We start from the raw sequence: 25,896 nt of genomic DNA, 5'->3' as shown, positions 1-25,896 counted from the left end.
GCCCCGCCAAGCCCGCCGCAGGCGCTACGCCTCGCGGGACCCCTCGTACATCTCCTCGATCAGGTGCTTGAACTCACGCTCGACCACCGGCCGCTTCAGCTTCAGGCTGGGCGTGAGGTCGCCGTGCTCGACGTCGAGGTCGCGCGGCAGCAGCCGGAACTTCTTGACCGTCTGCCAGCGCTGCAGGCCCTCGTTCAGGGTCTGTACGTACGTCTCGATCAGACGGTTGGTCTCCGGCGCCGCCAGGACCTCTCCGTACGTCTTGCCCTCCAGCCCGTTGTCGGCCGCCCAGGTCAGGATCGACGGCTCGTCGAGGGCGATCAGCGCCGAGCAGAAGTTCCGGTCGGCGCCGTGCACGACGATCGTCGACACGTACGGGCAGATCGCCTTGAACTGGCCCTCGATCTCCGCCGGGGCGACGTACTTGCCGCCCGAGGTCTTGATCAGGTCCTTCTTGCGGTCGGTGATCCGCAGGTAGCCGTCGGCCGACAGCTCGCCGATGTCGCCCGTGTGCAGCCAGCCGTCGGACTCCAGCACCTCGGCGGTCTTGTCCGGCTGCCGGTGGTAGCCCTGCATGATGCCGGGGCCGCGGAGCAGGACCTCGCCGTCGTCGGCGATGCGGACCTCGGTGCCGGGGAGCGGCTTGCCGACCGTGCCGGTGCGGTAGGCCTCGCCCGGGTTGACGAAGGAGGCCGCGCTGGACTCGGTCAGGCCGTAGCCCTCCAGGATGTGGACGCCCGCGCCGGAGAAGAAGAAGCCGATCTCGGGGGACAGGGCGGAGGCGCCGGAGACGGCGGCGCGCAGCTTCCCGCCGAAGGCCTCGCGGAGCTTGGAGTAGACGAGCGCGTCGGCGATCTTGTGCTTGGTGGTGAGGCCGAAGGGGGCGGTGGCCTGGCCGGTGCGGCGGAAGTTGTCCTGCGTGACCTTCGCGTACTCGCGGGCGACGCCGGCCGACCACTTGAAGATCTTGTACTTGGCTCCGCCGGCGGCGCGGGCCTTGGCCGCCACGCCGTTGTAGACCTTCTCGAAGATGCGCGGAACCGCGGCCATGTACGTCGGCTGCACGATCGGCAGGTTCTCGATGATCTTGTCGATCCGGCCGTCGACGGCGGTCACGTGCCCGGCCTCGATCTGCCCGGAGGTCAGCACCTTGCCGAAGACGTGGGCCAGCGGCAGCCACAGGTACTGGACGTCCTCCTTGCCGATCAGCCCGGTGGCGACCATGGCCTTGGCCAGGTAGGACCAGTTGTCGTGCAGCAGCCGGACGCCCTTGGGGCGACCGGTGGTACCGGAGGTGTAGATGAGGGTGGCGAGCTGGTCGGCGGTGATGGCCCCCACCCGCTCCTTGACCGCCTCGGGGTGCTTGGCGAGGTATTCCTTGCCGCGCGCCTCCAGCTCGGCGAGCGAGAGCACCCAGCCCTCGGGGTCTCCTTCGGCGGCGACCGCGTCATCGGCGTCCAGGACCACGACGTGGGCGAGGTTCGGCAGGTCGGCGCGGCGCTCGCGCGCCTTCGCCAGCTGCTTCGCGTCCTCGGCGATGAGCACCCGGCTCTCGGAGTCCGAGAGGATGAACGCCGACTCGTCCGCATTGGTGCTGGGGTAGATGGTGGTGACCGCACCGCCCGCGCACATCACGCCGAGGTCGGAGAGGATCCACTCGACCCGGGTGTTGGAGGCGAGCGCGACGCGCTCCTCCGTCCGGACGCCGAGAACGATCAGCCCGGCGGCGATGGCGAACACCCGCTCGGCCGCCTGGCCCCAGCTGAGTGATTTCCAGTCGTCGGCGCCGCCCTGTCCGCCGGCCGCCGGCACCGGGTACCGGTAGGCCTCGTCGTCGGGCGTCGCTGCGACGCGCTCAAGGAAGAGCACCGCCACGGTGGGCGGGCGGTTCTCGAGATAGGTCTGTGTGTCGCTCACGACATCCTCCGGACCGATCCACGCGGTAGTGCGTGGGCGTGGGGCGCTGGGGGGCGCTGGGGACTGGCGGGTATGCAGCCGTTGGCTTTTTAAACTGGCGAGTAACCGTCGAGCAGTGATCAGACTAGAGCGCGACCGGCGCGCGCGTAAGGGCCCGCGAGCGGCCGCTTCATAACGAAACAGGCCCCCGCACCTGAGTGCGGGGGCCTGTCTGCGTCGGGTGACGGCGGGGCTGCTACTTCTTCTTGCCGCCGGACTCGTCACTGGAGAGGACGGCGATGAAGGCCTCCTGCGGGACCTCCACGGAGCCGACCATCTTCATCCGCTTCTTGCCTTCCTTCTGCTTCTCCAGCAGCTTCCGCTTACGGGAGATGTCACCGCCGTAGCACTTGGCGAGGACGTCCTTGCGGATGGCGCGGATGGTCTCGCGGGCGATGACGCGGGAGCCGATCGCGGCCTGGATCGGCACCTCGAAGGCCTGGCGCGGGATGAGCTCGCGCAGCTTGGCGACGAGGCGCACGCCGTAGGCGTAGGCGGCGTCCTTGTGCGTGACGGCGGAGAAGGCGTCGACCTTGTCGCCGTGCAGCAGGATGTCGACCTTGACCAGGCTGCCGGACTGCTCGCCGGTGGGTTCGTAGTCCAGGGAGGCGTAGCCGCGCGTCTTGGACTTCAGCTGGTCGAAGAAGTCGAAGACGATCTCCGCGAGGGGGAGGGTGTAGCGGATCTCGACCCGGTCCTCGGAGAGGTAGTCCATGCCGAGGAGGGTGCCGCGGCGCTGCTGGCACAGCTCCATGATCGCGCCGATGAACTCGGTGGGCGCGAGCACGGTGGCCCGGACGACCGGCTCGAACACGTCCGAGATCTTGCCCTCGGGGAACTCGCTCGGGTTGGTGACGGTGACTTCCTTGCCGTCCTCCATGACCACCCGGTAGACCACGTTGGGCGCGGTGGCGATCAGGTCGAGGCCGAACTCGCGCTCCAGGCGCTCACGGACCACGTCCAGGTGGAGCAGGCCGAGGAAGCCGACGCGGAAGCCGAAGCCGAGCGCCGCCGAGGTCTCCGGCTCGTAGACGAGCGCGGCGTCGTTGAGCTGCAGCTTGTCCAGGGCCTCGCGCAGGTCCGGGTAGTCCGAGCCGTCGAGCGGGTAGAGGCCCGAGAAGACCATCGGCCGCGGGTCCTTGTAGCCGCCGAGGGCCTCGGTGGCGCCGTTGTGCAGGCTGGTGATGGTGTCACCGACCTTGGACTGACGGACGTCCTTCACGCCGGTGATGATGTAACCCACCTCGCCGACGCCGATGCCGTCGGACGGGGTCATCTCCGGGGAGGAGACACCGATCTCCAGCAGCTCGTGGGTGGCGCCGGTGGACATCATCCGGATGCGCTCGCGCTTGTTCAGCTGCCCGTCGACCACACGGACGTACGTGACGACGCCACGGTACGAGTCGTAGACGGAGTCGAAGATCATGGCGCGGGCCGGGGCGTCCTTGACGCCGACCGGGGCCGGGACCGTGGCGACGACCTTGTCGAGCAGCGCCTCGACACCGAAACCGGTCTTCGCCGAGACGCGCAGCACGTCCTCGGGCTGGCAGCCGATGAGGTTCGCGAGCTCCTCCGCGAACTTCTCCGGCTGGGCGGCCGGCAGGTCGATCTTGTTCAGGACGGGGACGATCGCGAGGTCGTTCTCCATCGCCAGGTACAGGTTGGCGAGGGTCTGCGCCTCGATGCCCTGGGCGGCGTCCACCAGGAGGACGGTGCCCTCGCACGCGGCGAGGGAGCGCGAGACCTCGTAGGTGAAGTCGACGTGCCCGGGGGTGTCGATCATGTTGAGGATGTGGGTGTTGCCCGCACCCTCGCCCGTGGTGGGCGCCCAGGGCAGCCGGACCGCCTGGGACTTGATCGTGATGCCGCGCTCACGCTCGATGTCCATGCGGTCGAGGTACTGGGCGCGCATCTGCCGCTGGTCGACCACACCGGTGATCTGGAGCATCCGGTCGGCAAGGGTCGACTTGCCGTGGTCGATGTGCGCGATGATGCAGAAGTTGCGGATCAGCGCCGAGTCGGTACGGCTCGGCTCGGGCACGTGGCTGGGGATCGCGGGCACGCAGTGTCCTGGTTCTCGGTCGCAGTCGGAAGCATTTGCGGAGCGTCGGTCGGAGCGAAAGTCCGGCTCCCGTCGCTGTCGGCGGCGCGATGTCGGATCTATACGCAGACTCCCATGGTCCCATGGACGGGGCAGTGCGCTCGGTTTGGGCCGCCCGTAGCGTGCCTGGTAGCCTGGGCAGCTGTGTTTCGTATGCCCTCTCAGTCGGGGGTCCCCCCGGACGAAGTCTGGGGGAGAGACACAATCCGAAGATCAAACTCTGAACCTGAAAAGGCTCTTTCGTGGCGAACATCAAGTCCCAGATCAAGCGGAACAAGACGAACGAGAAGGCGCGCCTGCGCAACAAGGCCGTCAAGTCCTCGCTCAAGACCGCGATCCGCAAGGCCCGCGAGGCCGTCGTCGCCGGTGACGTCGAGAAGGCCACCGTGGCTTCTCGCGCTGCCGCGCGTGCGCTCGACAAGGCTGTCTCGAAGGGTGTCATCCACAAGAACGCCGCCGCCAACAAGAAGTCGGCGCTGGCCACCAAGGTTGCCTCCCTGCAGGGCTGAGCTCCCTGATGTGATCGCCGGAAGGGACCCAGCGGGCCCTCTCTCCCGCTCCTGACCGGCACCCCGCTCCGCACACGAAGCGTTCGCCACGCGGGTGCGGCGCAACCAGAAGTAACCGAAGGCCCCGGCTCCACCCTTCCCCAGGGCGGAGGCCGGGGCCTTCGTGCTGCCCGGCGCGCCCCACCGGGGGCTGCTCAGTCGTAGAGGTGCTGGGGCGGTACGCGGTGCGGCAGCGGCCGGCGCCAGTCGCCCTCGCGGGCGACGAGGATCCGGCGGGCCAGGGTGCGCACCTCGTTCCAGGCCGGCTCGGCGGCCAGGGACTCGGCCCACAGGCCGGCGCGGCCGAGGACGTCGGCCTCGTCGAGGAGCCGGCCGATGGTCCGCAGGTCCCGCAGGGCCTCGGGTGCGAGGGTCTCCCGCTCCGCCATCCCCTCGGCCAGGTGGAGGACGAAGCGGACGTCCTCGGCGACGGGACCGCTCTTCACCCCGTGCTCACCGGCCCAGGTCAGCTGAGCCTCGGCATCGGCGGCGAGGACGGCCAGCAGCCTCGCGATCCACCTCTCCCAGTAGTCGGCATCGACGCTCATACGGGGATGCCCGCTACCGGCGCTGGGGACGGGCCGCGCGGGCCACCGCGACGACGGCCTTCTCCAGGGCGTACTCGGGATCGTCGCCGCCGCCCTTGACCCCGGCATCGGCGGCGGCCACGGCGCGCAGGGCGTCCGAGACCCCGTCCGCCGACCAGCCGCGCATCTGCTGGCGGACCCGGTCGATCTTCCACGGGGGCATGCCCAGGTCCCGGGCGAGGTCTCCGGGGCGGGCTCCGCGCGGGGCGGAGGCCAGCTTGCCGATCGCGCGGACCGCCTGGGCCAGGGCACTGGTGATCAGGACCGGCGCCACCCCGGTGGACAGGGACCAGCGCAGGGCCTCCAGGGCCTCGGCCGCACGCCCCTCGACCGCCCGGTCGGCGACCGTGAAGCTGGAGGCCTCGGCCCGGCCGGTGTAGTAGCGGGCGACGACGGCCTCGTCGATGGTGCCCTCGACGTCGGCGCACAGCTGCGCGGCGGCGCTCGCCAGCTCCCGCAGGTCGCTGCCGATCGCGTCCACCAGGCTCTGGCACGCCTCCGGGGTCGCCGATCGGCCGAGCGTGCGGAATTCGCCCCGCACGAAGGACAGCCGGTCCGCGGCCTTCGTCATCTTCGGGCAGGCGATCTCCCGCGCGCCCGCCTTGCGCGCGGCGTCCAGAAGACCCTTGCCCTTGACCCCGCCCGCGTGGAGGAGGACCAGGATGATCTCCTCGTAGGGCGCGGCGAGGTAGGCCTTGACCTCCTTGACCGAGTCCGCGGACAGGTCCTGCGCGTTGCGCACGACCAGCACCTTGCGCTCGGAGAAGAGCGAGGGGCTCGTCAGCTCGGCGAGCGTGCCGGGCTGGAGCTGCTCGGAGGCGAGGTCGCGGACGTCCGTGTCGGCGTCGGCGGCGCGGGCGGCCGTCACCACCTCGCGCACGGCACGGTCGAGCAGCAGCTCCTCCTGCCCCACCGCGAGGGTGAGCGGGGCAAGCGGATCGTCGGTGGAGTTCTTCCTGGTGGCCATCGGCTCCAGCATCCCACGCCGCACTGACAGCCCCCCGCCCCGCGTGCCCGAGAATGGTCGCGTGAATGTGCGACATGTACTCGTCCTGCCCGACCGCGACGCCGCCGAGGAGGTGGCCCAGGAGGCTGCCGACCGCTTCGGCCTCCCGGAGGAGCCGCAGTTGGTCCGCGACGCGCTGGCCGGCGAGGACGACGCCGAGGACGCCCAGTGGCTGGTGGTCGTCGAGGATCCGCAGGAACGGCTCGACACCACCTCGCTGGACGACCTCGCCGCCGAGTACGAGGGCTGGCTGGAAGCCCCGTAGGGGACCGCGCGTCAGGCCTTGCGCACGGCCTGGACGTCCAGCGTCACTTCCACGCTCGAACCGATGGCCGCGATCCCGTGCGCCAGCATCGACTGCCAGTTCAGGGTGAAGTCCTCGCGGTGCAGCTCGGTGGTGGCCCGGCAGGCCGCCCGCAGCTCGCCCTCCATGCCCGTGCCCAGACCCAGGTACTGGGTGTCCAGGGTCACGGACCGGCTCACCCCGTGGAGGGTCAGCGCCCCGGCGACGGCCCAGCCGCTGCCGCTGCGGTGGATGAAGCGCTCGCTGTAGAACTCCACCGTGGGATGGCGGACCGCGTCCAGGAAGTCCCCCGACCTCAGGTGGTCGTCGCGCAGCCGCAGCCCGGTGTCGATGCTCGCCGCATCGATGATCACGTGCATGGAGGAGTCCTCCATGCGCTCGGCTATCCGCACCGCCCCGGCGAACGTGGTGAACCGGCCGCGGATCCGGGCCAGGCCGATGTGGCGGGCCGTGAAGCCGATGGACGAGTGCGTCGGGTCGAGCTCCCAGTGGCCGGGCTGCGGCAGCAGCGGCGGCTCCACCGTGTCCAGGATGATCTCCGCGGTGCCGGGCTGCCCCGGGTCCCCCACGATCGTCACCCCGTGGAAGGGCGCGTACCCCTCCGCGGTCACGGAGAGCCGGTACTCCCCCTCCGGTACGGCCACGGCGAAGCCGCCGTACGGGTCGGTCTCGCCGCTGACGATGCGGCGGCCGATCGGGTCGGTCACCTCGAACGTGGCCTGCCGGACCGGCCGGTGGACGGTGTCGAGAACCCGGCAGCTGAGCAGACGCGCCGTCGGCGGGAGCGTCAGTGTCGCGGATGTGGAGGGACTGGAACTCCCGGCCGTCCCGACCGACTCCATCCCCCGTCTGCGACCGAACATGGCTGATGCACCCCCGTGCTGTGTGGACTTGGACCGTTCTGGCGAAGACGCATTCGATCATGCTGTCGGGTTGTGGGCAAACAGAGTGGTCGCGCCCGGTATGGCCGCGCCGATTCCGCCGCCGGTTGGCCGGAAATGAACGTAGCCGAACTCCGCTTCCGGTGACGGCGATCGAGCCGTCGGTGTCGGTACGCAACACGGTCGCCCCCAGCTCCCGCAGCCGGGCGAGCGTACTCGGCGCGGGGTGTCCGTAGCGGTTGGCCACGCCGACGGGAACGAGAGCGAGCCGTGGCCGGATCCGGGCGTACAGCTCCGGGTCCTGGTGCGCGGAACCGTGATGGGCGACCTTGAGGACGTCCACCGGCCCGAGGTCCGGATGGGCCCTCAAGAGGGCCTGCTGCGCGGGAGGTTCGAGGTCGCCGAGCAACAGCAGGGTCAGCCCCGCGCCGCGCACCAGCAGGGCGACGCTCGCGTCGTTGGGCCCCTCGGGCGGCGGTCCGGCCGGCGGCGGCCAGAGCACCTGCCACTCGAACGCCCCGGCCCGGCGCCGCTCCCCCTGCACCGCCTTCACGATCGGCACACCGGCGGCCGCCGCGGTCCGCCGGACGAACTGGGCCTGCCCCGGCGGGTCTTCGAGCGTGGTGGCCTGGATCACGGCCACGGACCGTCCCCGCAGCACCCCCGACAGGCCTCCCACATGGTCGGCGTGAAAATGCGTCAGCAGGAGCAGCGGCACGCGGTGCACGCCCAGGGCGCGCAGACAGTCGTCCACCGGTCCGGGCTCCGGGCCGGCGTCCACCACCAAGGCCTCCCCCGGGCCGACGGAGAGCACGGCGGCGTCCCCCTGCCCCACGGCGCACTGGACGTAGCTCCAGTCGGGCGGCGGCCAGCCGGAGAGCGTACGGGTGAGCTGCGGCGGCCGCAGTACGGCCAGGAGCAGCAGCACCGCCAGGGCGGAGCAGAGCCACCCGCGCCCGCGGAACCGGGCACCGGCGACCACGACGACGGCCAGGGTGGCGGCGGCCAGCAGAACGCCGCCGGTGAGCCCGCCCGGCCACGACAGCTCCGCGCCCGGGAACCGGGCCCCGGCCCGGGCCACGCCCGCGATCCACCCCGCCGGCACCGCCGCGCACCGGGCGAGCAGCTCCGCGGCGGGCATCCACACCGGCGCCACCGCGAGCGCGGCGAAGCCGAGGACCGTCGCGGGACCGGCCGCCAGCTCGGCCAGCAGGTTGCACGGCACCGCCACCAGGCTGACCCGGGCGGCGAGCACGGCCACGACGGGCGCGCACACCGCCTGCGCGGCCGCTGCGGCCCCCAGCGCCTCGGAGAGCCGCGGTCCCGCCCCACGGCGCCGCAGGGCGTCGCTCCACTTGGGAGCGAGGGTGAGCAGCGCCCCGGTGGCCAGTACGGAGAGCAGGAAGCCGGGGCTGCGGGCCAGCCAGGGGTCGTAGAGCACCAGCAGCAGCACGGCGGCGCCCAGGGCCGGGATCAGCGATCTGCGCCGCCCGGTGGCGATGGCCAGCAGGGTGACCGCCCCGCAGGCCGCGGCCCGCAGCACGCTCGGCTCGGGCCGGCACACGACCACGAAGGCCAGGGTCAGGGCCGCCCCGCACAGGGCGGTCACCCGCAGGGAGAGGCCGAGCCGGGGTGCCAGCCCGCGCCGTTCGGCCTGTTGCGCGCGGGCCGGGGGCCCGATCAGCAGGAACAGCACCACGGTCAGGTTGGACCCGGAGACGGCCAGCAGATGCAGCAGGTCGGTGGCCCGGAAGGCCTCGTGCAGGTCGGCCGGAACCCTGGAGGTGTCCCCGACGACCAGCCCCGGCAGCAGGGCCCTGGCATCCGGTGCGAGCCCTTCGGTGGCTTCGCGCAGCCCGGCTCGCAGCCGCCCCGCGAGCCGCTGGACGGTGTCCGGGCCGCCGGTCACCCCGGGCGGGGTGTCACCGGCCGGCCGGAGGAGCGCCACGGCCCGCTCCCCGCCCTGCGCCGGGGCCAGCCGGGCGACCACCACCACCCGGGTGGAAGGCTGCAGCCGGGCCCATCCCGGATGCCCGGCCAGCACCCGCACCGAGGTCTCGACCCGGGTACTCGTCCCGTCGGGCCCGGTCACCCGGGTCACCACCGCGTCCAGCGCCACCACCGGGGGCCCGCTCGCGCTCCGGGCGGCCCTCGGGTCGGAGCCGACGGTGAGCTCCGCGAGGACGCGGGCGTGCTCCTGTGCCAGCCCGGCCACCGGTCCGGCCCGCGCCTCGGCCCGCTGGAGCCCCGCCACTCCGGCCCCGGCCGACGCGCACAGCAGGGCCGCCGCCGCGGCCGGGGCGAGCCGCCACAGCGGCCCCGGACGCCGGCACGCGCCCAGCATCAACAGGCCCGCGCAGACCATCCCCAGGGCCACCCCGAGGGCGGTCCGGTGGACGGGCACGTCCAGGGCGAGGGCGGCCGCCGCCCAGGCGGCCCCGGCGGGCACCACGAGGCGGAGGTCCGGCGGGCCCGGAACCTCCGGGCGGCTCACGGCCGCACCAGCGTGCGCAGGTCGGCGAAGCGCCGCTCACCGATGCCGTCGACCTGGCGGAGTTCCTCCACGGAGCGGAAGCCGCCGCGGGCGGTACGGAAGTCGACGATGTGCTGCGCCAGTACCGGCCCGACTCCCGGCAGCCCGTCGAGCTGGGCGACCGTGGCCGAACCCAGACTCAGCGGGCCAGGACCAGGACCAGGACCGGAGCCGGCACCGCCGCCCGGCCCGGCGGCCGGTGGCGGCTGCGCCGGGGCGCCGACGACCACCTGCTCGCCGTCCATCAGCACGCGGGCCCGGTTCAGCCCGGTCGTGTCGGTGCCGGGACGCACTCCCCCGGCGGCGGCCAACGCGTCCTCCACCCGCGAACCCGCGGGCAGCCGCCGCACCCCGGGATCCCGGACCTTGCCGCTGATGTCGACGACGATCCGCGCGGCACCACCGACCCCACCGGCCCCCGCTCCCGGGGCCGGAGCCTCCGCCGGTGCCGTGGCCGCCGCCGGGACGGCCCCCGGCACGGCCCCCGGGGCGACCACCGCGGGCACGGTCACCGCCCGCGGCCGGGCCGACCAGTACTGCTGCCCGGCGCAACCGACGGCCGCGAGCAGCACCACCCCGACGGCGGCCACCGCACGCGGTCGCACCTCGCAGCGGTCCTGCAGCCACAGCGGCAGCCGCTCCCGCACGGCCAGCCTCCGCGCAGCCCCTGGGGGCAGCCCGGACGCCTCGTCGGACGGTGCCTGGACATCGGCCCCGTCCGGGGCCGCGGGCGGCGCCTGGAGCGCCCTGGGCGGCGGGGCATGCGGCGGGCTGCTGCCGCCCAGCAAGGCCTCGGCCCGTCGCCGCACCGCGCCCGGCTCCGGGTGAGGAACCCGCCGGCCACGACGCGCCGTACGGCGGTGCCGGAGACGGCTGCCGGAGAGCCGGTTCTCGGGGAGTCGGCCGTCGGAGAGACGGGGGCGGCCCGGGCCGCTGGTGGCGCCCGACGGAGACGAAGCACGCGTTCGAAGAGTCATGCCACGACCGTAGAGGCCGATCCCGCCCCCGGTTCGGATCACTCAATTCCGGTGGAAAAAAGCCTCGTTGTGGATAACCGCGCCACCCGTTCCGGTGATCAGCGGGGCGAGACGACCGCCGCCAGCAGCCCCGGGCCGGTGTGCGCCCCGATCACCGCACCGACCTCGCTGACGTGCAGCTCGACCAGCCCGGGGATGCGCTCGCGGAGCCGCTCGGCGAGCTTCTCCGCCCGCTCCGGAGCCGCCAGGTGGTGCACCGCCACGTCGACGGCGGCGGACCCGGCGCGCTCGACGGCCAGCTCTTCCAGGCGGGCGATGGCCTTGGACGACGTACGGACCTTCTCCAGCATCTCGATCCGCCCGCCGTCCAGCGTCAGCAGGGGCTTCACCGCCAGGGCGGAGCCGAGGAGGGCCTGCGCGGCCCCGATCCGGCCGCCGCGGCGGAGGTAGTCGAGGGTGTCGACGTAGAAGAACGCGGCCATGTCCGCCGCGCGCTTCTCGGCGGCCGCCACGGCCTCGTCCACGGACCCGCCCGCCTCGGCCACCTCGGCGGCGGCGAGCGCGCAGAAGCCGAGAGCCATCGCGATCATGCCGGTGTCCACGACGCGCACCGGCACGGGTGCGGTCTTCGCGGCGAGCGCGGCGGCGTCGTAGGTGCCGGACAGCTCGGCGGACAGGTGCAGGCTGACGATGCCGGTCGCCCCGGCGTCCGCGGCCGCCCGGTAGGCCCGGACGAACTCCTCCGGGCTGGGGCGCGAAGTGGTGACCGAGCGGCGCTTCTGCAAGGCCAGGGCCAGGCTGCGCGCCGAGATCTCGGTGCCTTCCTCAAGCGCCTCACCACCGAGCACCACGGTGAGCGGGACGGCGGTGATTCCGTGCCGCGCCATGGCCGGTCGGGGCAGGTAGGCCGTGGAATCGGTGACGATGGCGACATGGCGGGACATGAGCCGGAGGTTACCGCCAGTGGGGGCATGACGGCAGCCTGGCCCCACGACGCGACCGTCGGCCGGCGTCCCTGGGGCGGCGAGAGCCTACGGTACGAGCCCGGTACAAGCCCCTACGGGTACCCGCGCGCCCCGCCTCAGGTGGTGCTTTCCGGTCGACGCGCCTTCTGCCAGGGGTACTGCGGCGCCGGAGCGGCCGGGTTCAGGGCCTGCGGCTGATCCGCGCCCCACGCCGGGCTCGCCGCCGCCGCAGGCTGCCCCGGAGCGTTCGCCGGGGCGTTCCCCGGAGCCTGCGCCGGACCCGCCGCGGCCCCGTTCGCCTGCGCCGCGTCCCACGCCGCGGCCGCCGCCGCGAGGTCGTCCACCGGCTCCCGCTGCCAGTCCCGCAGCGCGTCGGACTCGACCTCGATCTGGGCCGACAGCGTGGACAGGTCGTCCTGCGCGAAGCGCTGCGCCCGGTCCCGCGCGGCCCACCGCAGCGAGTCCGCGGCCTGCTTGATCTTGGCCGTCCGCTCCCGCAGATCCGGCAGACGCTCCGCGATCCGTCCGCGGTCCGGGTCCTGCTCCAGCCGCTTCAGCTCGTCGTCGAGCTCGCGCCCGTGCGTGCTCAGCCGCTCGAACAGCGCGATCGACTCGTGCAGCGAGGCGTCCACCCGGACGCCGTCCTGCAGCGCCTGCTCCGTGGCGCGCATCGAGGTCCGCAGGTCGAGCCGCAGCTGCGCCAACGCCCCCGTGACCCCGACCTGACCGAAGCTCTTGGCGCGCAGCGTGGTGTCCTCCACGGTCCGCCGCGCCTGCGTGATGGTCCGGTCCACACCGCGCTTGGTCGCCTGCACCACCTTGACGGTCGCGTACACACCCAACCCCAGGAAGGTGAAAAGCACCATCAGCGCGAAGATGATCAACGCGGCCTCCATGAGCATCCCTTCCCCAGTACCCGACGGCTCTTTTCCGTCCCCTCCACGGTAAACGCCACGGGCAGGCCAGGGGTTCCAATCGAACCCCCAACCTGCCCGTACGGGATCCCCCCTATGCGGGGGTGCGCCCTCAGATGACGATGTTCACCAGCTTCGGCGCGCGCACGATCACCTTGCGGATCTCCGCGCCGCCCAGCGCCGCCACGACACCCTCATCGGTCACGGCCAGCTGCTCCAGCTCCGCCTCGGAGATCGTCGGCGGCACCTCCAGCCGTGCCTTGACCTTGCCCTTGACCTGCACCACGCACGTCACGCTCTCGTCCACGACGTACGCCGGGTCCGCGACCGGGAAGTCCTGGTGGACCACCGACTCGCTGTGACCCAGGCGGTGCCACAGCTCCTCCGCGATGTGCGGGGCCAGCGGGGCGACCAGCAGCACCAGGGCCTCGGCGACCGAGCGCTCCAGCGGGCGGCCGGCCTTCGTCAGCGCGTTGTTCAGCTCGGTGATCTTCGCGATGGCGGTGTTGAAGCGCAGCCCCGTCAGGTCCGAGCCGGCCCCGTCGATGGCCTTGTGCAGCGCGCGCAGGGTGTCCTCGGCGGGCTCGGCGTCGACGACCGTCACCGCGCCCGTCTCCTCGTCCACGATGTTGCGCCACAGGCGCTGCAGCAGCCGGTACTGGCCCACCACGGCCCGGGTGTCCCACGGACGGGAGACGTCCAGCGGACCCATCGCCATCTCGTACAGGCGCAGCGTGTCCGCGCCGTACTCCTCGCAGATCTCGTCCGGCGTGACGGCGTTCTTCAGGGACTTGCCCATCTTGCCGTGCTCGCGCTTGACCGGCTGGTCCTGGTAGAAGTAGCCGCCGTCGCGCTCCTCGACCTCGGCCGCGGGCACGTAGACACCCCGCGCGTCGGTGTACGCGTACGCCTGGATCATGCCCTGGTTGAAGAGCTTGTGGAACGGCTCCGCCGAGGAGACGTGACCCAGGTCGAACAGCACCTTCGACCAGAAGCGGGCGTACAGCAGGTGCAGCACCGCGTGCTCGGCGCCGCCCACGTACAGGTCGACACCACCGTGCGGTGCGCCCTCGCGCGGGCCCATCCAGTACTGCTCGATCTCCGGGTCCACCAGGGCCGAGGCGTTGTTCGGGTCCAGGTAGCGCAGCTCGTACCAGCAGGAACCGGCCCAGTTGGGCATGGTGTTGGTCTCGCGGCGGAAGGAGCGCACGCCCCGGCCGTCGCCCAGATCCAGCTCCACGTTCACCCACTCGCCGTTGCGCGACAGCGGGGTCTCCGGCTTGGAGGCGGCGTCGTCCGGCTCGAAGGTGCGCGGGGAGTAGTCCTCGACCTCCGGCAGCTCCAGGGGCAGCATCGACTCGGGCAGCGGGTGCGCGACGCCGTCCTCGTCGTAGACGATCGGGAAGGGCTCGCCCCAGTAGCGCTGACGGCTGAACAGCCAGTCGCGCAGCCGGAAGTTGACCGTGCCCTCGCCGATGCCGCGCTCGGCCAGCCAGTCGGTGATCGTGGCCTTCGCCTCGACGACGCCCAGGCCGTCCAGGGCGATGCCCTCGCCCGTCGAGTTGACCAGCTTCGCGTCGTAGGAGACGAAGGCGTCGTCCCACTCGGCCGGGTCGATGTCGCGCCCGTCGGTCGGCTCGACCACGCAGCGGACGGGCAGCTCGAAGGCGCGCGCGAACTCGAAGTCGCGGGCGTCGTGCGCCGGGACCGCCATGATCGCGCCGGTGCCGTAGCCCATCAGCACGTAGTCGGCGATGAAGACCGGGACCTTCTGGCCGCTGACCGGGTTGACCGCGTACTCGCCGGTGAAGACACCGGTCTTGTCCTTGGCCTCGGCCTGCCGCTCGACGTCCGACTTGGCCGCGGCCTGCTTGCGGTACGCGGCGACGGCCTCGGCCGGGGTCGCGTGTCCGCCGGTCCACACCTGGTGGGTGCCCTCGGGCCAGGCGGCCGGGACGAACTTCTCGACCAGCGGGTGCTCGGGCGCCAGCACCATGTAGGTGGCTCCGAACAGGGTGTCCGGACGGGTGGTGAAGACGGTGATGGCCTCGTCGCCCAGCGCGAAGTCGACGCGCGCGCCCTCGCTGCGGCCGATCCAGTTCCGCTGCTGCAGCTTGATGGCCTCGGGCCAGTCCAGTGCGTCCAGGTCGTCGATCAGCCGGTCGGCGTAGGCGGTGATCCGCATGTTCCACTGGCTCAGCCGGGACTTGAAGACGGGGAAGTTGCCGCGCTCGGACCGGCCGTCGGCGGTGACCTCCTCGTTGGCCAGCACGGTGCCCAGCCCGGGGCACCAGTTCACCGGCGCGTCCGAGGAGTACGCCAGCCGGTACTCATTCAGCACGTCGGCCCGCTCGGCCGCGGTCAGAGCGGCCCAGGCGCGGCCGCCGGGGACCTCACGGGAGCCGTCCTCGAAGGCGGCGACCAGCTCGGTGATCGGCCGGGCCTTCTTCGCGTCGGCGTCGTACCAGGAGTTGTAGATCTGCAGGAAGATCCACTGGGTCCACTTGTAGTAGTCCGGGTCGATCGTGGCGAACGACCGGCGCTTGTCGTGGCCCAGGCCCAGCCGGCGCAGCTGGACCTTCATGTTCTCGATGTTGGCCTCGGTCGAGACGCGCGGGTGCGTGCCGGTCTGCACGGCGTACTGCTCGGCCGGCAGGCCGAAGGCGTCGAAGCCCAGGGTGTGCAGGACGTTGTGGCCGGTCATCCGCTGGTGGCGGGCGAAGACGTCGGTGGCGATGTACCCGAGCGGGTGTCCGACGTGCAGGCCCGCACCCGAGGGGTACGGGAACATGTCCATGATGAACTTCTTGGGCCGTGCGACCACCGCGGGGTCCCCGGCCAGGTCACCGGTGGGGTTCGGGGCCTCGTACGTGCCCTGCGCGTCCCAGACGTCCTGCCAGCGTGCCTCGATGTCGGCGGCCATGGCAGCCGTGTAGCGGTGCGCCTCGGCCGCCTCGGGGGCCGGGGTGTTCGTCTCGCTCATGATTTCTGAAGCTCCATCGATCGTCTCTGCCGTCTCTGCCTGCCCAAACGAAAAAACCCCTCGCACAGGAGGGGACGCCGCGCCGGGTCCGACCATCTCGAAGGGTCGGTACTGATCAGCGCGGCTCGGTAAGCAGAAGGCGTACGGCACGCATGGCGTCAGGGTACCGCAGCGGCCCCTTCCGACGCTCGGCCGTTCCACCCGTCGACACGGCACGCGGCACACAGCACACGGGGGCGCAGGGCACAAGGGCACGGGGACGCCAGGGCACAACGAGAAGCGGGCCACCCGATCCGGGTGGCCCGCTTCTTCACTGTGGAGCTAAGGAGAATTGAACTCCTGACCTCCTGCATGCCATGCAGGCGCTCTACCAACTGAGCTATAGCCCCTTGTTGCGCTTGCCGCTTCGGTTTCCCTTGCCGGTTCCCCTTGGCGACGTCCCAAACATTACACGGTCATGGCCCTGGTCCAAAAATCGGTTTCCACCGACCAGAGGCCATGTCCGATTTGAGCCAACTTGTCACGCCCTCGCGAACTGATAGAACCGCTTGAGCGTGCAGTGCTCGTCGAGCAGCCGCCCGTAGATCGGCTCCCCTTCCAGCTCACGGTACGTCTCGATCGGGTCGCCTTTTATGATCAGCGCCCGAGCGCATTCCTCGCACCAGTACTGGTAGTCGGGGTTGACCGGGTCCATGTCCCGCACGATCGGCGTGCCGTTGTTGCACCAGTCGCACCGGCGCCGGTGTGCACCCATCCGTCAGCGACTCCCTCCCGCGTCGGGCCGTCGTGTCCCCCTCCGGCGGTCACGATTCTGCCATGCCGGTGCGGGCCAGGTCAGCAAACGCAAAGGGTACAAAAGCAAGGATCCCGCCCCCTGTTGGGGACGGGATCCTGATTGTGGAGCTAAGGAGAATTGAACTCCTGACCTCCTGCATGCCATGCAGGCGCTCTACCAACTGAGCTATAGCCCCGCTCTCCGCCGCGCTCCCCCCGTCTCCGGTGTTCTGCGCTACGAACAAGAAGAACTCTAGCCTGTGACCAGCCGGAAAGTGAAATCCGGGTGGGACCCCCGCCGGGGAGCGGCGAAAGGCCGCTCTAGTCGTCGTCGCCGAGCACCGGTTCCGGCAGCGTGCCGGCGTTGTGCTCCAGCAGACGCCAGCCGCGCGCGCCCTCGCCGAGGACGGACCAGCAGCAGTTGGAGAGCCCGCCGAGGCCCTCCCAGTAGTACGAGTCCAGGCCCAGCAGGCGCCCGATCGTCGTACGGATGGTGCCGCCGTGGCTGACCACGACGAGGGTGCCGGACTGCGGCAGCCGGTCGGCGTGTTCCAGCACCACCGGCGCCGCGCGGTCGGCGACCTCGGTCTCCAGCTCACCGCCGCCGCGGCGGACCGGTTCGCCGCGCTTCCACGCCGAATACTGCTCGCCGTACTTCTCGAGGATCTCGTCGTGCGTGAGGCCCTGCCACTCGCCGGCGTACGTCTCGCGCAGCGCCGCGTCGTGCGACACCGCCAGCCCCGTGAGGGCCGCCAGCTCGGCAGCCGTGGCGGAGGCGCGCTGCAGGTCGGAGGCCACGATGGCATCCGGCTTCAGCGAGGCGAGCAACCGCGCGGAGCGGCGCGCCTGCGCCACACCCGCCTCGGTCAGCTCGATGTCCGTGGAGCCCTGGAAGCGGCGCTCCAGATTCCACGAGGTCTGGCCGTGCCGCCAGAGGACGATCTTCCTGCCGGACTTGCCCGAGGTGGTCGCGCTCAGAACAGATCACCGTCCAGTTCGTCGTCGCCCGCCGCCTCGCGCAGCTTGGCGTGCTCCTCGGCCTTGCCGATGGTGAGCTTGGCGTCTTCGGGGAGCTCGATCTCGGGGCAGTCCTTCCACAGGCGCTCCAGCGCGTAGAAGACACGCTCCTCGCTGTGCTGGACGTGGACGACGATGTCGACGTAGTCGAGCAGGATCCAGCGGGCGTCGCGGTCGCCCTCGCGGCGCACCGGCTTGGCGCCGAGCTCCTTGAGCAGGCGCTCCTCGATCTCGTCGACGATCGACTTGACCTGGCGGTCGTTGGGCGCCGAGGCGAGCAGGAAGGCGTCGGTGATCGACAGCACGTCGCTGACGTCGTACGCGATGATGTCGTGCGCGAGCCGGTCGGCCGCGGCCTGGGCGGCGGCGGTGATGAGCTCGATGGAGCGGTCCGTGGCGGTCACTGGCCATGCTTTCGGGTTGGCGGGCAGATCCTTACAAGGGTCTCATGTACCGCCGACACCGCCCGCGCGCAGCGTCGCGCGCGGGCGAAAGCCCCCCTCGGGGCTGCTCCGGAGCCTGGTCAGGACGCCTTGTAGTCCTTGCCCAGGATCACCACGATCTCCGCGTTCACCGCGTTCTCGGCCTTCTTCACGGCCGTCTCGGGCAGTCCCAGCGTCTTGGCGACCTCGATCGCGCGGTCCCGCTGCGCGTCGTCCTGGTAGGTGATCTGCGAGGCGGCCGCCGTCTTGTCGGCCTTGCCGCCGTCGACGAAGGCGTAGCCACCGTTCACGAGCGTCGCCTTGGCCGCGACCTGCATCTTCTCGTCGCCGGTGGCGTCCTTGAGGCCGACGCGCGGGGCCGCGCCGGGCTGCGCCGCGGCGCCGGAGCCGCCCAGCACCTCCTTGACGACCGACTTGTTCGCGTCGTCCGTGAGCGTGCCGTCCGCCTTCACCGCGAGGACGTCCGTGCGGTACGCGCCCACCTTGGCGTGCGCGCCGAGCCGGGACAGCAGGGCCCCGAGGGTCTGCGCGTTCAGGGCGGGATCGAGGATCTGGCCGATGCTGTCGACGGTCACGGCCGCCGCCTTCGGGTCGCTCGGAACCTTGCGCAGCACCGCCTGGAGCACCTTGCCCACGCGTTCCAGCTGCTTGGCCTCCGGTTCACCCTGCCCGCGGAACGTGGCGTACGCCACGGCCATCGGGCCGCTCAGGCTCTGCTTCTGGCCCTGGGCCACGGCCGGGGTCTTGGCAGCGTCGTCGGCCGGGACGGCGGTGTCGGTGTCGACCTCGATGCCGCCGACCAGCTCGACCAGGTTCTCCAGGAAGGGGGTGTCCAGGCGCCAGGTGCCGCCGATGCGGGTGCCCAGCACGGAGTCGAGGGCCTCGCGGGTGCCGAGACCGCCTTCCCCGACCGACTTGCCGAGCCCCGTCGGCGTCCCGTCCTGGCCGGTGACGGCCAGGGTGTTCGGCAGCAGGACGGTGGCGCCCTGCTTGGTGGTGACGTTGTCGACGAGCAGCGCCGAGGAGGTGCCGCCCTTCTTGGTGTTGTGCAGGTGGACGACGATGATGTCCCGCTTCTGCGCTCCGGCGTCGGCGGTCGCGCCGGTCTTCTTCTCGCCGGGGCCGTCGAGGAAGGGCAGCTTGCCCGCGTACCAGAGGTAGCCGAGTCCGGCGACGACGAACAGGGCGAGGACCACGATCAGCGCCACCACCCGGTTGCGGCCGCGGCGGCGGGCCTCCTCGCGGCGTTCGGTGCGGCTCTCGGTGAATTTGAGCCAGTCGATGACGTCCTCGGAGTCCTCGTCCGGCTGGTCGATGAAGGCGAACATCTCGGTGCGGTAGTCCCGGTCCGCCTGGGGCTCGCCGTCGCGCTCGCGGTCGTCACTCCGCGGACCGTCCTCGTCGGCGTCCGGCCGGCGCGGCTCGGGCACCTGGGCGGCCGGCCGTTCGGCGGGGACCGGGGGCTCCGGGGCGGTCTGCTGCGGGATCCACTGCTGGGTCTGCTGCGTGTCGTACCCGTAGGCGGGCGCCTGGGTGTACTCCTGCTGCCCGTACTCCTGGGCGGCCGGCTGCTGCGGGTAGTACTGCTGTTGCGGCTGCTGCTGGCCGTAGCCCTGGTAGTCGTAGCCGTACTGCTGCTGCTCGTACTGCTGCCCGTACTGCTGCGGGGCGGCCGGAGTGGGCTGGGCGGGCTGCGCGGGCACCTGGCCGTACACCGGCCGCCCGTACGCGTCGTAGCCGACGAGCTGCTGCTCCTGGGCGGCATACGGGTCGTACGGATCCTGTCGGTCGTTCACCGCGGGGCCCCTCTCTCCGGAAGCTCAGGCTCCCCGGTACAGCTCACGCTTGTCGATGTAACGCACGACACCGTCCGGCACCAGGTACCAGACAGGGTCCCCCTGGGCCACCCTCGCACGGCAGTCGGTGGACGAGATCGCGAGCGCGGGCACCTCCACCAGGGAGACGCCGCCTTCCGGGAGCCCGTCGTCGGTGAGCACGTGGCCCGGCCGGGTGACGCCGATGAAGTGGGAGAGCGAGAAGAGCTCTTCGGCGTTGCGCCAGGTCAGGATCTGTGCGAGCGCGTCGGCACCGGTGATGAAGAACAGGTCGGCATCGTCGTTCTGCGCCTTCAGGTCCCGCAGGGTGTCGATGGTGTACGTCGGCCCGCCGCGGTCGATGTCGATGCGGCTCACCGAGAACTGCGGGTTCGAGGCCGTGGCGATGACCGTCATCAGGTAGCGGTCCTCGGCCGGCGACACGGCCCGCTGCGACTTCTGCCACGGCTCGCCGGTCGGCACGAACATCACCTCGTCGAGGTGGAAAAGGGCGGCCACCTCGCTGGCGGCCACCAGGTGTCCGTGATGGATCGGGTCGAATGTCCCGCCCATCACTCCGAGCCGGCGCTTGACCGGACCGGTAGGCATCTCCTGCTCTCCCATGAGCGCAGAGCCTACTGGCCCGGGGGACGCGGCGTTCTCGGCGGGTTCAGCTGGTTCAGCGGGTTCAGCGGTCGCGGTTCAGGCGCGTGGTGACCCAGAGCATCAGCATCAGGATCAGGAAGGCACCGCCGCCGGTCAGGTACGGGTTCAGGCTGTCGTGGTTGCCGCCGTGCTGCTCGGCCCCCTCCGATGCGAGGACGACCAGGTTGTGGGCGGTGGTGGAGAGGCTCATCAGGCAGATACCTATCGAGTCGGGGAGCGGGCGGAGACTTCGCTCACATCGTATGCGGGGGCCTGGGGCACGCTCACGCCGACTCAGGCGTTGGAGAGGATAGACGCAGGGTCGATCAGGTCCATCCAGGGGAGGGCGCTATGACGGAAACAGGGTTCGAGAAGGCACCGGCGCGGGACCGAAGGCGGTTCCCCGGCATCTCGTCGCGGGCGTACGAGCATCCGGCGGACCGCTCCGCGCTGGTGGCACTGCGCAAGCTGAGCGGCTTCGACACCGTGTTCAAGGTGCTGAGCGGGCTGCTTCCGGAGCGCAGCCTGAGGCTGCTGTTCCTGTCGGAGTCGGTGCGGGTGGGCGAGACGCAGTTCCCGCACCTGTACGCGATGCTGCGCGACGCCTGCTACATCCTGGACCTGGAGAAGGTCCCGCAGATGTACGTGCAGCAGGACCCGAACCCCAACGCCATGTGCATCGGGCTGGACGAGCCGATCATCGTGGTGACCACGGGCCTCGTCGAGCTGCTCGACGAGGAGGAGATGCGTGCGGTGGTGGGCCACGAGGTGGGCCACGCGCTGTCGGGGCACGCCGTCTACCGCACGGTCCTGCTGTTCCTGACCAACCTGGCGCTGAAGGTCGCGTGGATCCCGCTGGGCAATGTGGCGATCATGACGATCGTGACCGCGCTGCGGGAGTGGTTCCGCAAGTCGGAGCTCTCGGCCGACCGGGCCGGGCTGCTGGTGGGACAGGACGTGCAGGCCTCGATGCGGGGGCTGATGAAGATCGCGGGCGGCAACCACCTCCACGAGATGAACGTGGACGCCTTCCTCGCCCAGGCCGAGGAGTACGAGTCGAGCGGCGATCTGCGCGACTCCGTGCTGAAGATCCTGAATCTGCTGCCCCGGACGCACCCCTTCACCACGGTGCGGGCGGCCGAGCTGAAGAAGTGGGCGGAGAGCCGCGACCACCAGCGGATCATGGACGGCCACTACCCGCGGCGGGACGAGGACAAGGACACCTCGGTGGCCGACTCCTTCCGGCAGTCCGCCGCGCACTACGCCGACTCCGTGCGCACCAGCAAGGACCCGCTGCTGAAGCTGGTGGGCGACATCGCGGGCGGCGCGGGCGACCTGGGCGGCAAGCTCCGCGACAAGTTCACGGGCGCCGGAGCCGGCACCGCGCCGCAGGACAAGGGCGGGGCTACGGAGCAGGGCTGACGGGAGCGGCCTGCGGCGGCGGGGACGGTGTCGCGGGCGAGGTGACGGCCGGGGTCGTCGGCGAAGCCAGGACGCCGCACAACCCGGCCGTGCGCCGCGGCCGGCCGCTGGCGTACGGGTCGCTGGCCGCCGGGCCCACCGTGGTCGGGCCGGCTCCGGCCAGGAGCGGGCGGAAAGCCGCGGCCGGGTCGGCGGAGCAGTCCTGCGGCCCGGCCATCACATAGGCCGAGGCCAGCTCCAGCCGGCGGGTCGTCAGGTCCTCCCGGTCGAAGCGCAGCCGCAGCTCGCGCCGGACGGTGAAGAGCGAGGCGCCGTCGGCCAAGGCCGGGGATCCGGTGGCGGGCCGTACGGCGTAGACGAAGGTGTGGTCGGTGGTGACCTCCAGCATGTCGGGGGCCACCTCCTCGAAGGCGAGCGTGCCGCTCACCCGGACCCGGGAGTCGGCCACGACGGCGGTGGCCTGGTCGAAGCGGACCAGCCAGCCGGTGGCCGCGTGGCGGCCGTCGCCGGAGGGCGAGGTCATGCTGCGGTCGAACTGCGCCAGCTGATCGGGGTCGAGCAGGACGCGCACCGGGCGGGAGGCCGCGCCGGCGAGGATGTCGGGGTCCAGCGAGGACTGCACGAGGTAGTCCTTGGCGATGGAGAGTGCGGCGACGACCTGGGCGTCGGTGAAGTGGTGCGTGCGGCGCACGGCGGGCAGGGTGATGCCGGCCGCGCCGACCCGGTAGTCGGCGGCGGGGCTCTTCGCGTACAGCTCGGCGGGGCGCCCGCCGGGCACGTCCGCGATCGGCGCGAGCGGGATCACGGTGCTGCTGAGCGCCTGGGCCGGTCCCCCGGACGGGGGCACGTAGGGGTTGCGCAGCCCCATGTAGACGGCGACGGCGAAGGCCGTGGCGATGAGCAGCACGAGCAGCATGCCCTGCCGTGCGCCCCGGCCGGGGGTGCTGGTCCGGGACGCGGATCCGCTGCCGGACCAGATGGATCGGCTGCGCACCGCGCGGGCGTGTTCGCCCATGCGTTCCTGCGCGGAGTATTCCTGGAGCCGGGCAGCGCGGACGAAGTCCTCGTCGAACACCACCGACCGGTACTCGTCCGACCGGAAGTCGTCCGAGCGGAAGTCGTCCGAGCGGAAGTCGTCCGAGCGGAAGTCGTCGTCGCCCCCGCCCATGCCCTCGGGGGTGCTGTTGGGTGGATCTCCTGGCACGGCCATCGCTTCTCCCCGCTGTCCCCGCTTCAGAGAAGCCCCCGGCTCCGGCGTATGCGAGTGGGGTCGTACCTTCAGGGTTGGCGAACGGAGGGGTACGTAAACGCGCCGACGCCGGTGACTTCACCCCTGGGGGTACTGGCGGGCGCGGGAGCGGGGTCCGCCTCACCAGAGGCGCTGCGGTACACGGCGCTGAAGGCGAGGGCGACCATGCCGAGGCCCATCACGAAGGCGAGCACCCAGGCGACGGGGCGCAGCCACGGTGCGCGGCCGCGGTAGGGACGCAGGCTGCCGCCATAGGCCCCGTACGGGCCGTAGGGGTACCCGTGGCCGCCGTCGTGGTCCCAGCCGTGGTCGTCGTCGTACCCGTCGGGGTGGCCGTATCCGTAGCTGTCGTAGTCGTCGTCGCCCGTCCAGCCGCCGGCCACGGCACGGGCGGCTTCGGCCTCCGCGCGCGCTCGGTCGGCCGCCCGCTGGCGCTCGGCGGCGCTCGGTTCACGGATTTCGGCGTTCCGGACGAAGTCCTCGTCGAACACCACGGAGGCGAAGTCGTACTCCGCGCCTCCGCGGTCGTCGTCGGGCTCCCCGTCGTCCGGGAACGGCTTGCCCCCCACGTCGTCCGGCACAGGACCAGCCTAGACCTGGGGGGCCTCCTTGGGCAGGGTGTACGCCGAAATCCGGCCACACCGCGCTCAGGGGTTGACTACCGCACGTGACCGTCGCCGGTGACGATGTACTTGGTGGAGGTCAGCTCGGGAAGCCCCATCGGGCCCCTGGCGTGCAGCTTCTGGGTGGAGATGCCGATCTCCGCGCCGAAGCCGAACTGGCCACCGTCCGTGAACCGAGTGGATGCATTCACGGCGACCGTGGTCGAGTCGACCAGCTGGGTGAAGCGGCGCGCGGCGGCCTGCGAGGTGGTGACGATCGCCTCGGTGTGACCTGAGGTCCAGCGGCGGATGTGGGTGACGGCGTCGTCGAGGGAGTCCACGACTGCGGCGGCGATGTCGTACGACAGGTACTCGGCGGCCCAGTCCTCGTCCGTGGCGGGCAGGGCGGTGACCTTGCCGCCCTCGGCGGCGGCGAGGACGCGGGCGTCGCCGTGCACGGTGACGCCGGCGTCGGCGAGCGCGTCGAGGGCGCGCGGCAGGAAGGCGTCGGCGATGTCGCGGTGGACGAGGAGGGTCTCGGCGGAGTTGCAGACGGAGGGCCGCTGGGCCTTGGAGTTGATGAGGATGTCCACCGCCATGTCCAGGTCGGCCTGAGCGTCGACGTAGACGTGGCAGTTGCCGGTACCGGTCTCGATGACCGGGACGGTGGATTCCTCGACCACGGTCTTGATGAGGGAGGCGCCGCCGCGCGGGATGAGTACGTCGACGAGGCCGCGGGCGCGCATCAGCTCGCGGACGGAGTCGCGGGACTCGCCGGGGACGAGCTGGATCGCGTCGGCGGGCAGGCCGGCGCTCAGGACGGCGTCCCGCAGGATGGCGACGAGTGCGGTGTTGGAGGCGTAGGCGGAGGAACTGCCGCGCAGGAGGACCGCGTTGCCGGACTTGAGACAGAGGGCGGCGGCGTCGACGGTGACGTTGGGGCGGGCCTCGTAGATGATGCCGACGACGCCGAGCGGGACGCGGATCTGCCGGAGGTCGATGCCGTTGGGGAGGGTGTTGCCGCGGACGACCTCGCCGACGGGGTCGGGGAGGGCGGCGACGTCACGGACGTCGGACGCGATGGCGGCGACGCGCTCGGCGGTGAGGGTGAGACGGTCGACGACGGTCTCGCTGGTGCCGGCGGCGCGGGCCTTGTCCGTGTCCACGGCGTTGGCGGCGATGATCTCGGCCGTACGGGCCTCCAGCGCGTCCGCGATCGCCAGCAGGGCGGTGTCCTTGGCGGACCGCGGGAGTGGGGCGATGGCCGCGGCGGCGGTGCGGGACCGCTGCGCGGTGGCGAGGACGGGCGAGGTGGCGGTGGCGGTCGCGGTGGCGGCATCGAGCGAGGTCATGCCGCCCAGGGTAATCCCCTGCCGGTACCCCGCCGCTGGGGTTCCACCCCGCGAGACGGCCTCCGGCCGGGTCGGCGGGGTGGGGCCGGGGCTCCGCCCCGCGGCCCCGCGATCGGTGTCGGCGCGGGCCGGGTGCGGGGCCGCTGCGCGGAGCCGTCTCCCCGCCCCGCCCTCTCGCCGTCTCCCCGGGGGCTCCGCCCTCGGACCCCGGTCCTCAAACGCCGGACGGGCTGGAAGACCCAGGGCTCCGCCCCGGACCCCCCGGTCCTCAAACGCCGGAGGGCCTGATCGGTCCCGGACCCGCTGGATGGTCCCGGACCGGGGCTAGTACGGGTGGACGCCTACCGGGTGGGCCGGGGGTGGGCCGTAGCCCTCCGCCACGCGCTGGTGGTAGGTGGCACGGTCGATGACCTCCAGGCCGACGATCTCCCAGGGCGGGAGCTTCGCCGAGGAGCGGTGTTCGCCCCACAGGCGCAGGGCGACGGCCGCCGCGTCGTGGAGGTCCCGGGCCTCTTCCCAGTAGCGGATCTCCGCGTGGTCCTCGGCGTACCGGCTGGTCAGCAGGAAGGGATGGTCGTGGGCCAGTTGCTCCAGCCCGCGCCGGACCTCGGACAGCGGGGCCGGCTTGCCGGAGACGCTCAGGGTCACGTGCCACAGGCGCGATGCGTGATCCTGCTCCTCCCCGCCACCGCCGCCGTCACCGTCCCCCGTGCCGACGCTGGTCAGCGCTCGTCTCACCAGCCGCCTCCTGTCTCCGTCACGCGGGTCCGCCCGCCCCTCACAGTTGACCAGTCCACGGGCCGCCGCGCTCCGCTTTTGCCGA

Annotated in this window: 22 protein-coding genes, 2 tRNA genes and 1 pseudogene; 3 read left to right on the top strand and 22 right to left on the bottom strand. The window is 71.9% G+C overall.

Annotated elements, in window-relative coordinates:
• Window positions 1–24: 24 nt before the first annotated feature.
• Window positions 25–1,917: an AMP-dependent synthetase/ligase gene (locus tag ACFY0D_RS19705; protein WP_390799453.1), complete on the bottom strand. Its 1,893-nt coding sequence runs from the start codon at window positions 1,915–1,917 to the stop codon at window positions 25–27.
• Between the two features lie 235 nt (window positions 1,918–2,152).
• Window positions 2,153–4,018 (bottom strand): translation elongation factor 4, encoded by a 1,866-nt coding sequence (lepA, locus tag ACFY0D_RS19700; RefSeq protein WP_390799452.1) that lies wholly within the window; start codon window positions 4,016–4,018, stop codon window positions 2,153–2,155.
• Window positions 4,019–4,299: 281 nt separating this feature from the next.
• Between lepA and rpsT the strand changes: the two genes are divergently transcribed.
• On the top strand, window positions 4,300–4,566 hold the full coding sequence (gene rpsT / locus ACFY0D_RS19695; RefSeq protein WP_030384651.1) for a 30S ribosomal protein S20: 267 nt from the start codon (window positions 4,300–4,302) through the stop codon (window positions 4,564–4,566).
• Window positions 4,567–4,760: 194 nt separating this feature from the next.
• Here the strand turns inward: rpsT and ACFY0D_RS19690 are convergent, their stop codons facing one another.
• A complete protein-coding gene (locus ACFY0D_RS19690; protein ID WP_390799451.1) occupies window positions 4,761–5,153 on the bottom strand; it encodes a hypothetical protein in 393 nt (130 codons plus the stop codon).
• A gap of 13 nt (window positions 5,154–5,166) precedes the next feature.
• Entirely contained in the window at window positions 5,167–6,159 is a 993-nt protein-coding gene (holA, locus tag ACFY0D_RS19685; RefSeq protein ID WP_314244843.1) for a DNA polymerase III subunit delta, read from the bottom strand.
• Between the two features lie 61 nt (window positions 6,160–6,220).
• Here holA and ACFY0D_RS19680 point away from each other — a divergent pair, with 61 nt between their 5' ends.
• Window positions 6,221–6,463 (top strand): hypothetical protein, encoded by a 243-nt coding sequence (locus ACFY0D_RS19680; RefSeq protein WP_351149550.1) that lies wholly within the window; start codon window positions 6,221–6,223, stop codon window positions 6,461–6,463.
• 11 nt (window positions 6,464–6,474) lie between these two features.
• Here ACFY0D_RS19680 and ACFY0D_RS19675 read toward each other — a convergent pair whose 3' ends face one another.
• The 14 genes and pseudogenes from ACFY0D_RS19675 to ACFY0D_RS19610 form a co-directional block, all read right to left on the bottom strand.
• Entirely contained in the window at window positions 6,475–7,365 is an 891-nt protein-coding gene (locus ACFY0D_RS19675) for a YceI family protein (RefSeq protein WP_390799450.1), read from the bottom strand.
• Window positions 7,366–7,501: 136 nt separating this feature from the next.
• Window positions 7,502–9,727: pseudogene (locus ACFY0D_RS19670) on the bottom strand (ComEC/Rec2 family competence protein); the annotation flags it as partial.
• 146 nt (window positions 9,728–9,873) lie between these two features.
• The gene (locus ACFY0D_RS19665) at window positions 9,874–10,893 is read right to left on the bottom strand and encodes a helix-hairpin-helix domain-containing protein (protein ID WP_390799449.1); all 1,020 of its coding nucleotides are present in this window, start codon (window positions 10,891–10,893) and stop codon (window positions 9,874–9,876) included.
• Between the two features lie 98 nt (window positions 10,894–10,991).
• Window positions 10,992–11,837, bottom strand: a complete 846-nt coding sequence (locus tag ACFY0D_RS19660; RefSeq protein ID WP_301371221.1) for a DegV family protein — start codon at window positions 11,835–11,837, stop codon at window positions 10,992–10,994.
• A 137-nt stretch (window positions 11,838–11,974) separates the two neighbouring features.
• On the bottom strand, window positions 11,975–12,754 hold the full coding sequence (locus ACFY0D_RS19655; protein ID WP_390799448.1) for a hypothetical protein: 780 nt from the start codon (window positions 12,752–12,754) through the stop codon (window positions 11,975–11,977).
• Between the two features lie 130 nt (window positions 12,755–12,884).
• On the bottom strand, window positions 12,885–15,755 hold the full coding sequence (gene leuS / locus ACFY0D_RS19650; protein ID WP_390799447.1) for a leucine--tRNA ligase: 2,871 nt from the start codon (window positions 15,753–15,755) through the stop codon (window positions 12,885–12,887).
• A gap of 316 nt (window positions 15,756–16,071) precedes the next feature.
• Window positions 16,072–16,144 (bottom strand) — tRNA-Ala (locus ACFY0D_RS19645).
• A gap of 131 nt (window positions 16,145–16,275) precedes the next feature.
• Window positions 16,276–16,509 (bottom strand): hypothetical protein, encoded by a 234-nt coding sequence (locus ACFY0D_RS19640; RefSeq protein WP_008738908.1) that lies wholly within the window; start codon window positions 16,507–16,509, stop codon window positions 16,276–16,278.
• A 144-nt stretch (window positions 16,510–16,653) separates the two neighbouring features.
• Window positions 16,654–16,726: transfer RNA gene (locus tag ACFY0D_RS19635), tRNA-Ala, on the bottom strand.
• Window positions 16,727–16,850: 124 nt separating this feature from the next.
• A complete protein-coding gene (locus ACFY0D_RS19630) occupies window positions 16,851–17,507 on the bottom strand; it encodes a histidine phosphatase family protein (protein ID WP_390799576.1) in 657 nt (218 codons plus the stop codon).
• Window positions 17,504–17,950 (bottom strand): ribosome silencing factor, encoded by a 447-nt coding sequence (gene rsfS / locus ACFY0D_RS19625; protein ID WP_030008628.1) that lies wholly within the window; start codon window positions 17,948–17,950, stop codon window positions 17,504–17,506. The genes ACFY0D_RS19630 and rsfS overlap by 4 nt, the downstream gene beginning before the upstream one ends.
• Window positions 17,951–18,069: 119 nt before the next feature.
• Window positions 18,070–19,785, bottom strand: coding sequence for an LCP family protein (locus ACFY0D_RS19620; protein WP_390799446.1), 1,716 nt, complete (start codon window positions 19,783–19,785; stop codon window positions 18,070–18,072).
• A gap of 24 nt (window positions 19,786–19,809) precedes the next feature.
• Window positions 19,810–20,427, bottom strand: a complete 618-nt coding sequence (nadD, locus tag ACFY0D_RS19615; protein ID WP_030008626.1) for a nicotinate-nucleotide adenylyltransferase — start codon at window positions 20,425–20,427, stop codon at window positions 19,810–19,812.
• Window positions 20,428–20,491: 64 nt separating this feature from the next.
• Window positions 20,492–20,659: a hypothetical protein gene (locus ACFY0D_RS19610; RefSeq protein WP_314244820.1), complete on the bottom strand. Its 168-nt coding sequence runs from the start codon at window positions 20,657–20,659 to the stop codon at window positions 20,492–20,494.
• A gap of 140 nt (window positions 20,660–20,799) precedes the next feature.
• Here ACFY0D_RS19610 and ACFY0D_RS19605 point away from each other — a divergent pair, with 140 nt between their 5' ends.
• Entirely contained in the window at window positions 20,800–21,870 is a 1,071-nt protein-coding gene (locus ACFY0D_RS19605) for a M48 family metallopeptidase (protein ID WP_390799445.1), read from the top strand.
• On the opposite strand, the gene ACFY0D_RS19600 is transcribed toward ACFY0D_RS19605, so the two are convergent.
• The 4 genes from ACFY0D_RS19600 to ACFY0D_RS19585 all read right to left on the bottom strand — a co-directional run bounded on the left by ACFY0D_RS19600 (window position 21,854) and on the right by ACFY0D_RS19585 (window position 25,865).
• On the bottom strand, window positions 21,854–23,080 hold the full coding sequence (locus tag ACFY0D_RS19600) for a hypothetical protein (protein WP_390799444.1): 1,227 nt from the start codon (window positions 23,078–23,080) through the stop codon (window positions 21,854–21,856). The genes ACFY0D_RS19605 and ACFY0D_RS19600 overlap by 17 nt on opposite strands.
• 68 nt (window positions 23,081–23,148) lie before the next feature.
• Window positions 23,149–23,700 (bottom strand): hypothetical protein, encoded by a 552-nt coding sequence (locus tag ACFY0D_RS19595; RefSeq protein ID WP_314244815.1) that lies wholly within the window; start codon window positions 23,698–23,700, stop codon window positions 23,149–23,151.
• Window positions 23,701–23,777: 77 nt separating this feature from the next.
• Window positions 23,778–25,073, bottom strand: coding sequence for a glutamate-5-semialdehyde dehydrogenase (locus tag ACFY0D_RS19590; protein WP_390799443.1), 1,296 nt, complete (start codon window positions 25,071–25,073; stop codon window positions 23,778–23,780).
• A 324-nt stretch (window positions 25,074–25,397) separates the two neighbouring features.
• On the bottom strand, window positions 25,398–25,865 hold the full coding sequence (locus ACFY0D_RS19585) for a hypothetical protein (protein WP_390799575.1): 468 nt from the start codon (window positions 25,863–25,865) through the stop codon (window positions 25,398–25,400).
• Window positions 25,866–25,896: the final 31 nt, after the last annotated feature.

The sequence above is a fragment of the Streptomyces sp. NPDC001502 genome (assembly GCF_042894785.1).
In the GTDB taxonomy this organism is placed as follows: domain Bacteria; phylum Actinomycetota; class Actinomycetes; order Streptomycetales; family Streptomycetaceae; genus Streptomyces; species Streptomyces kutzneri.
Note: the sequence above shows the minus strand (reverse complement) of the source record. Positions and strands in the feature narration are given on the sequence as shown.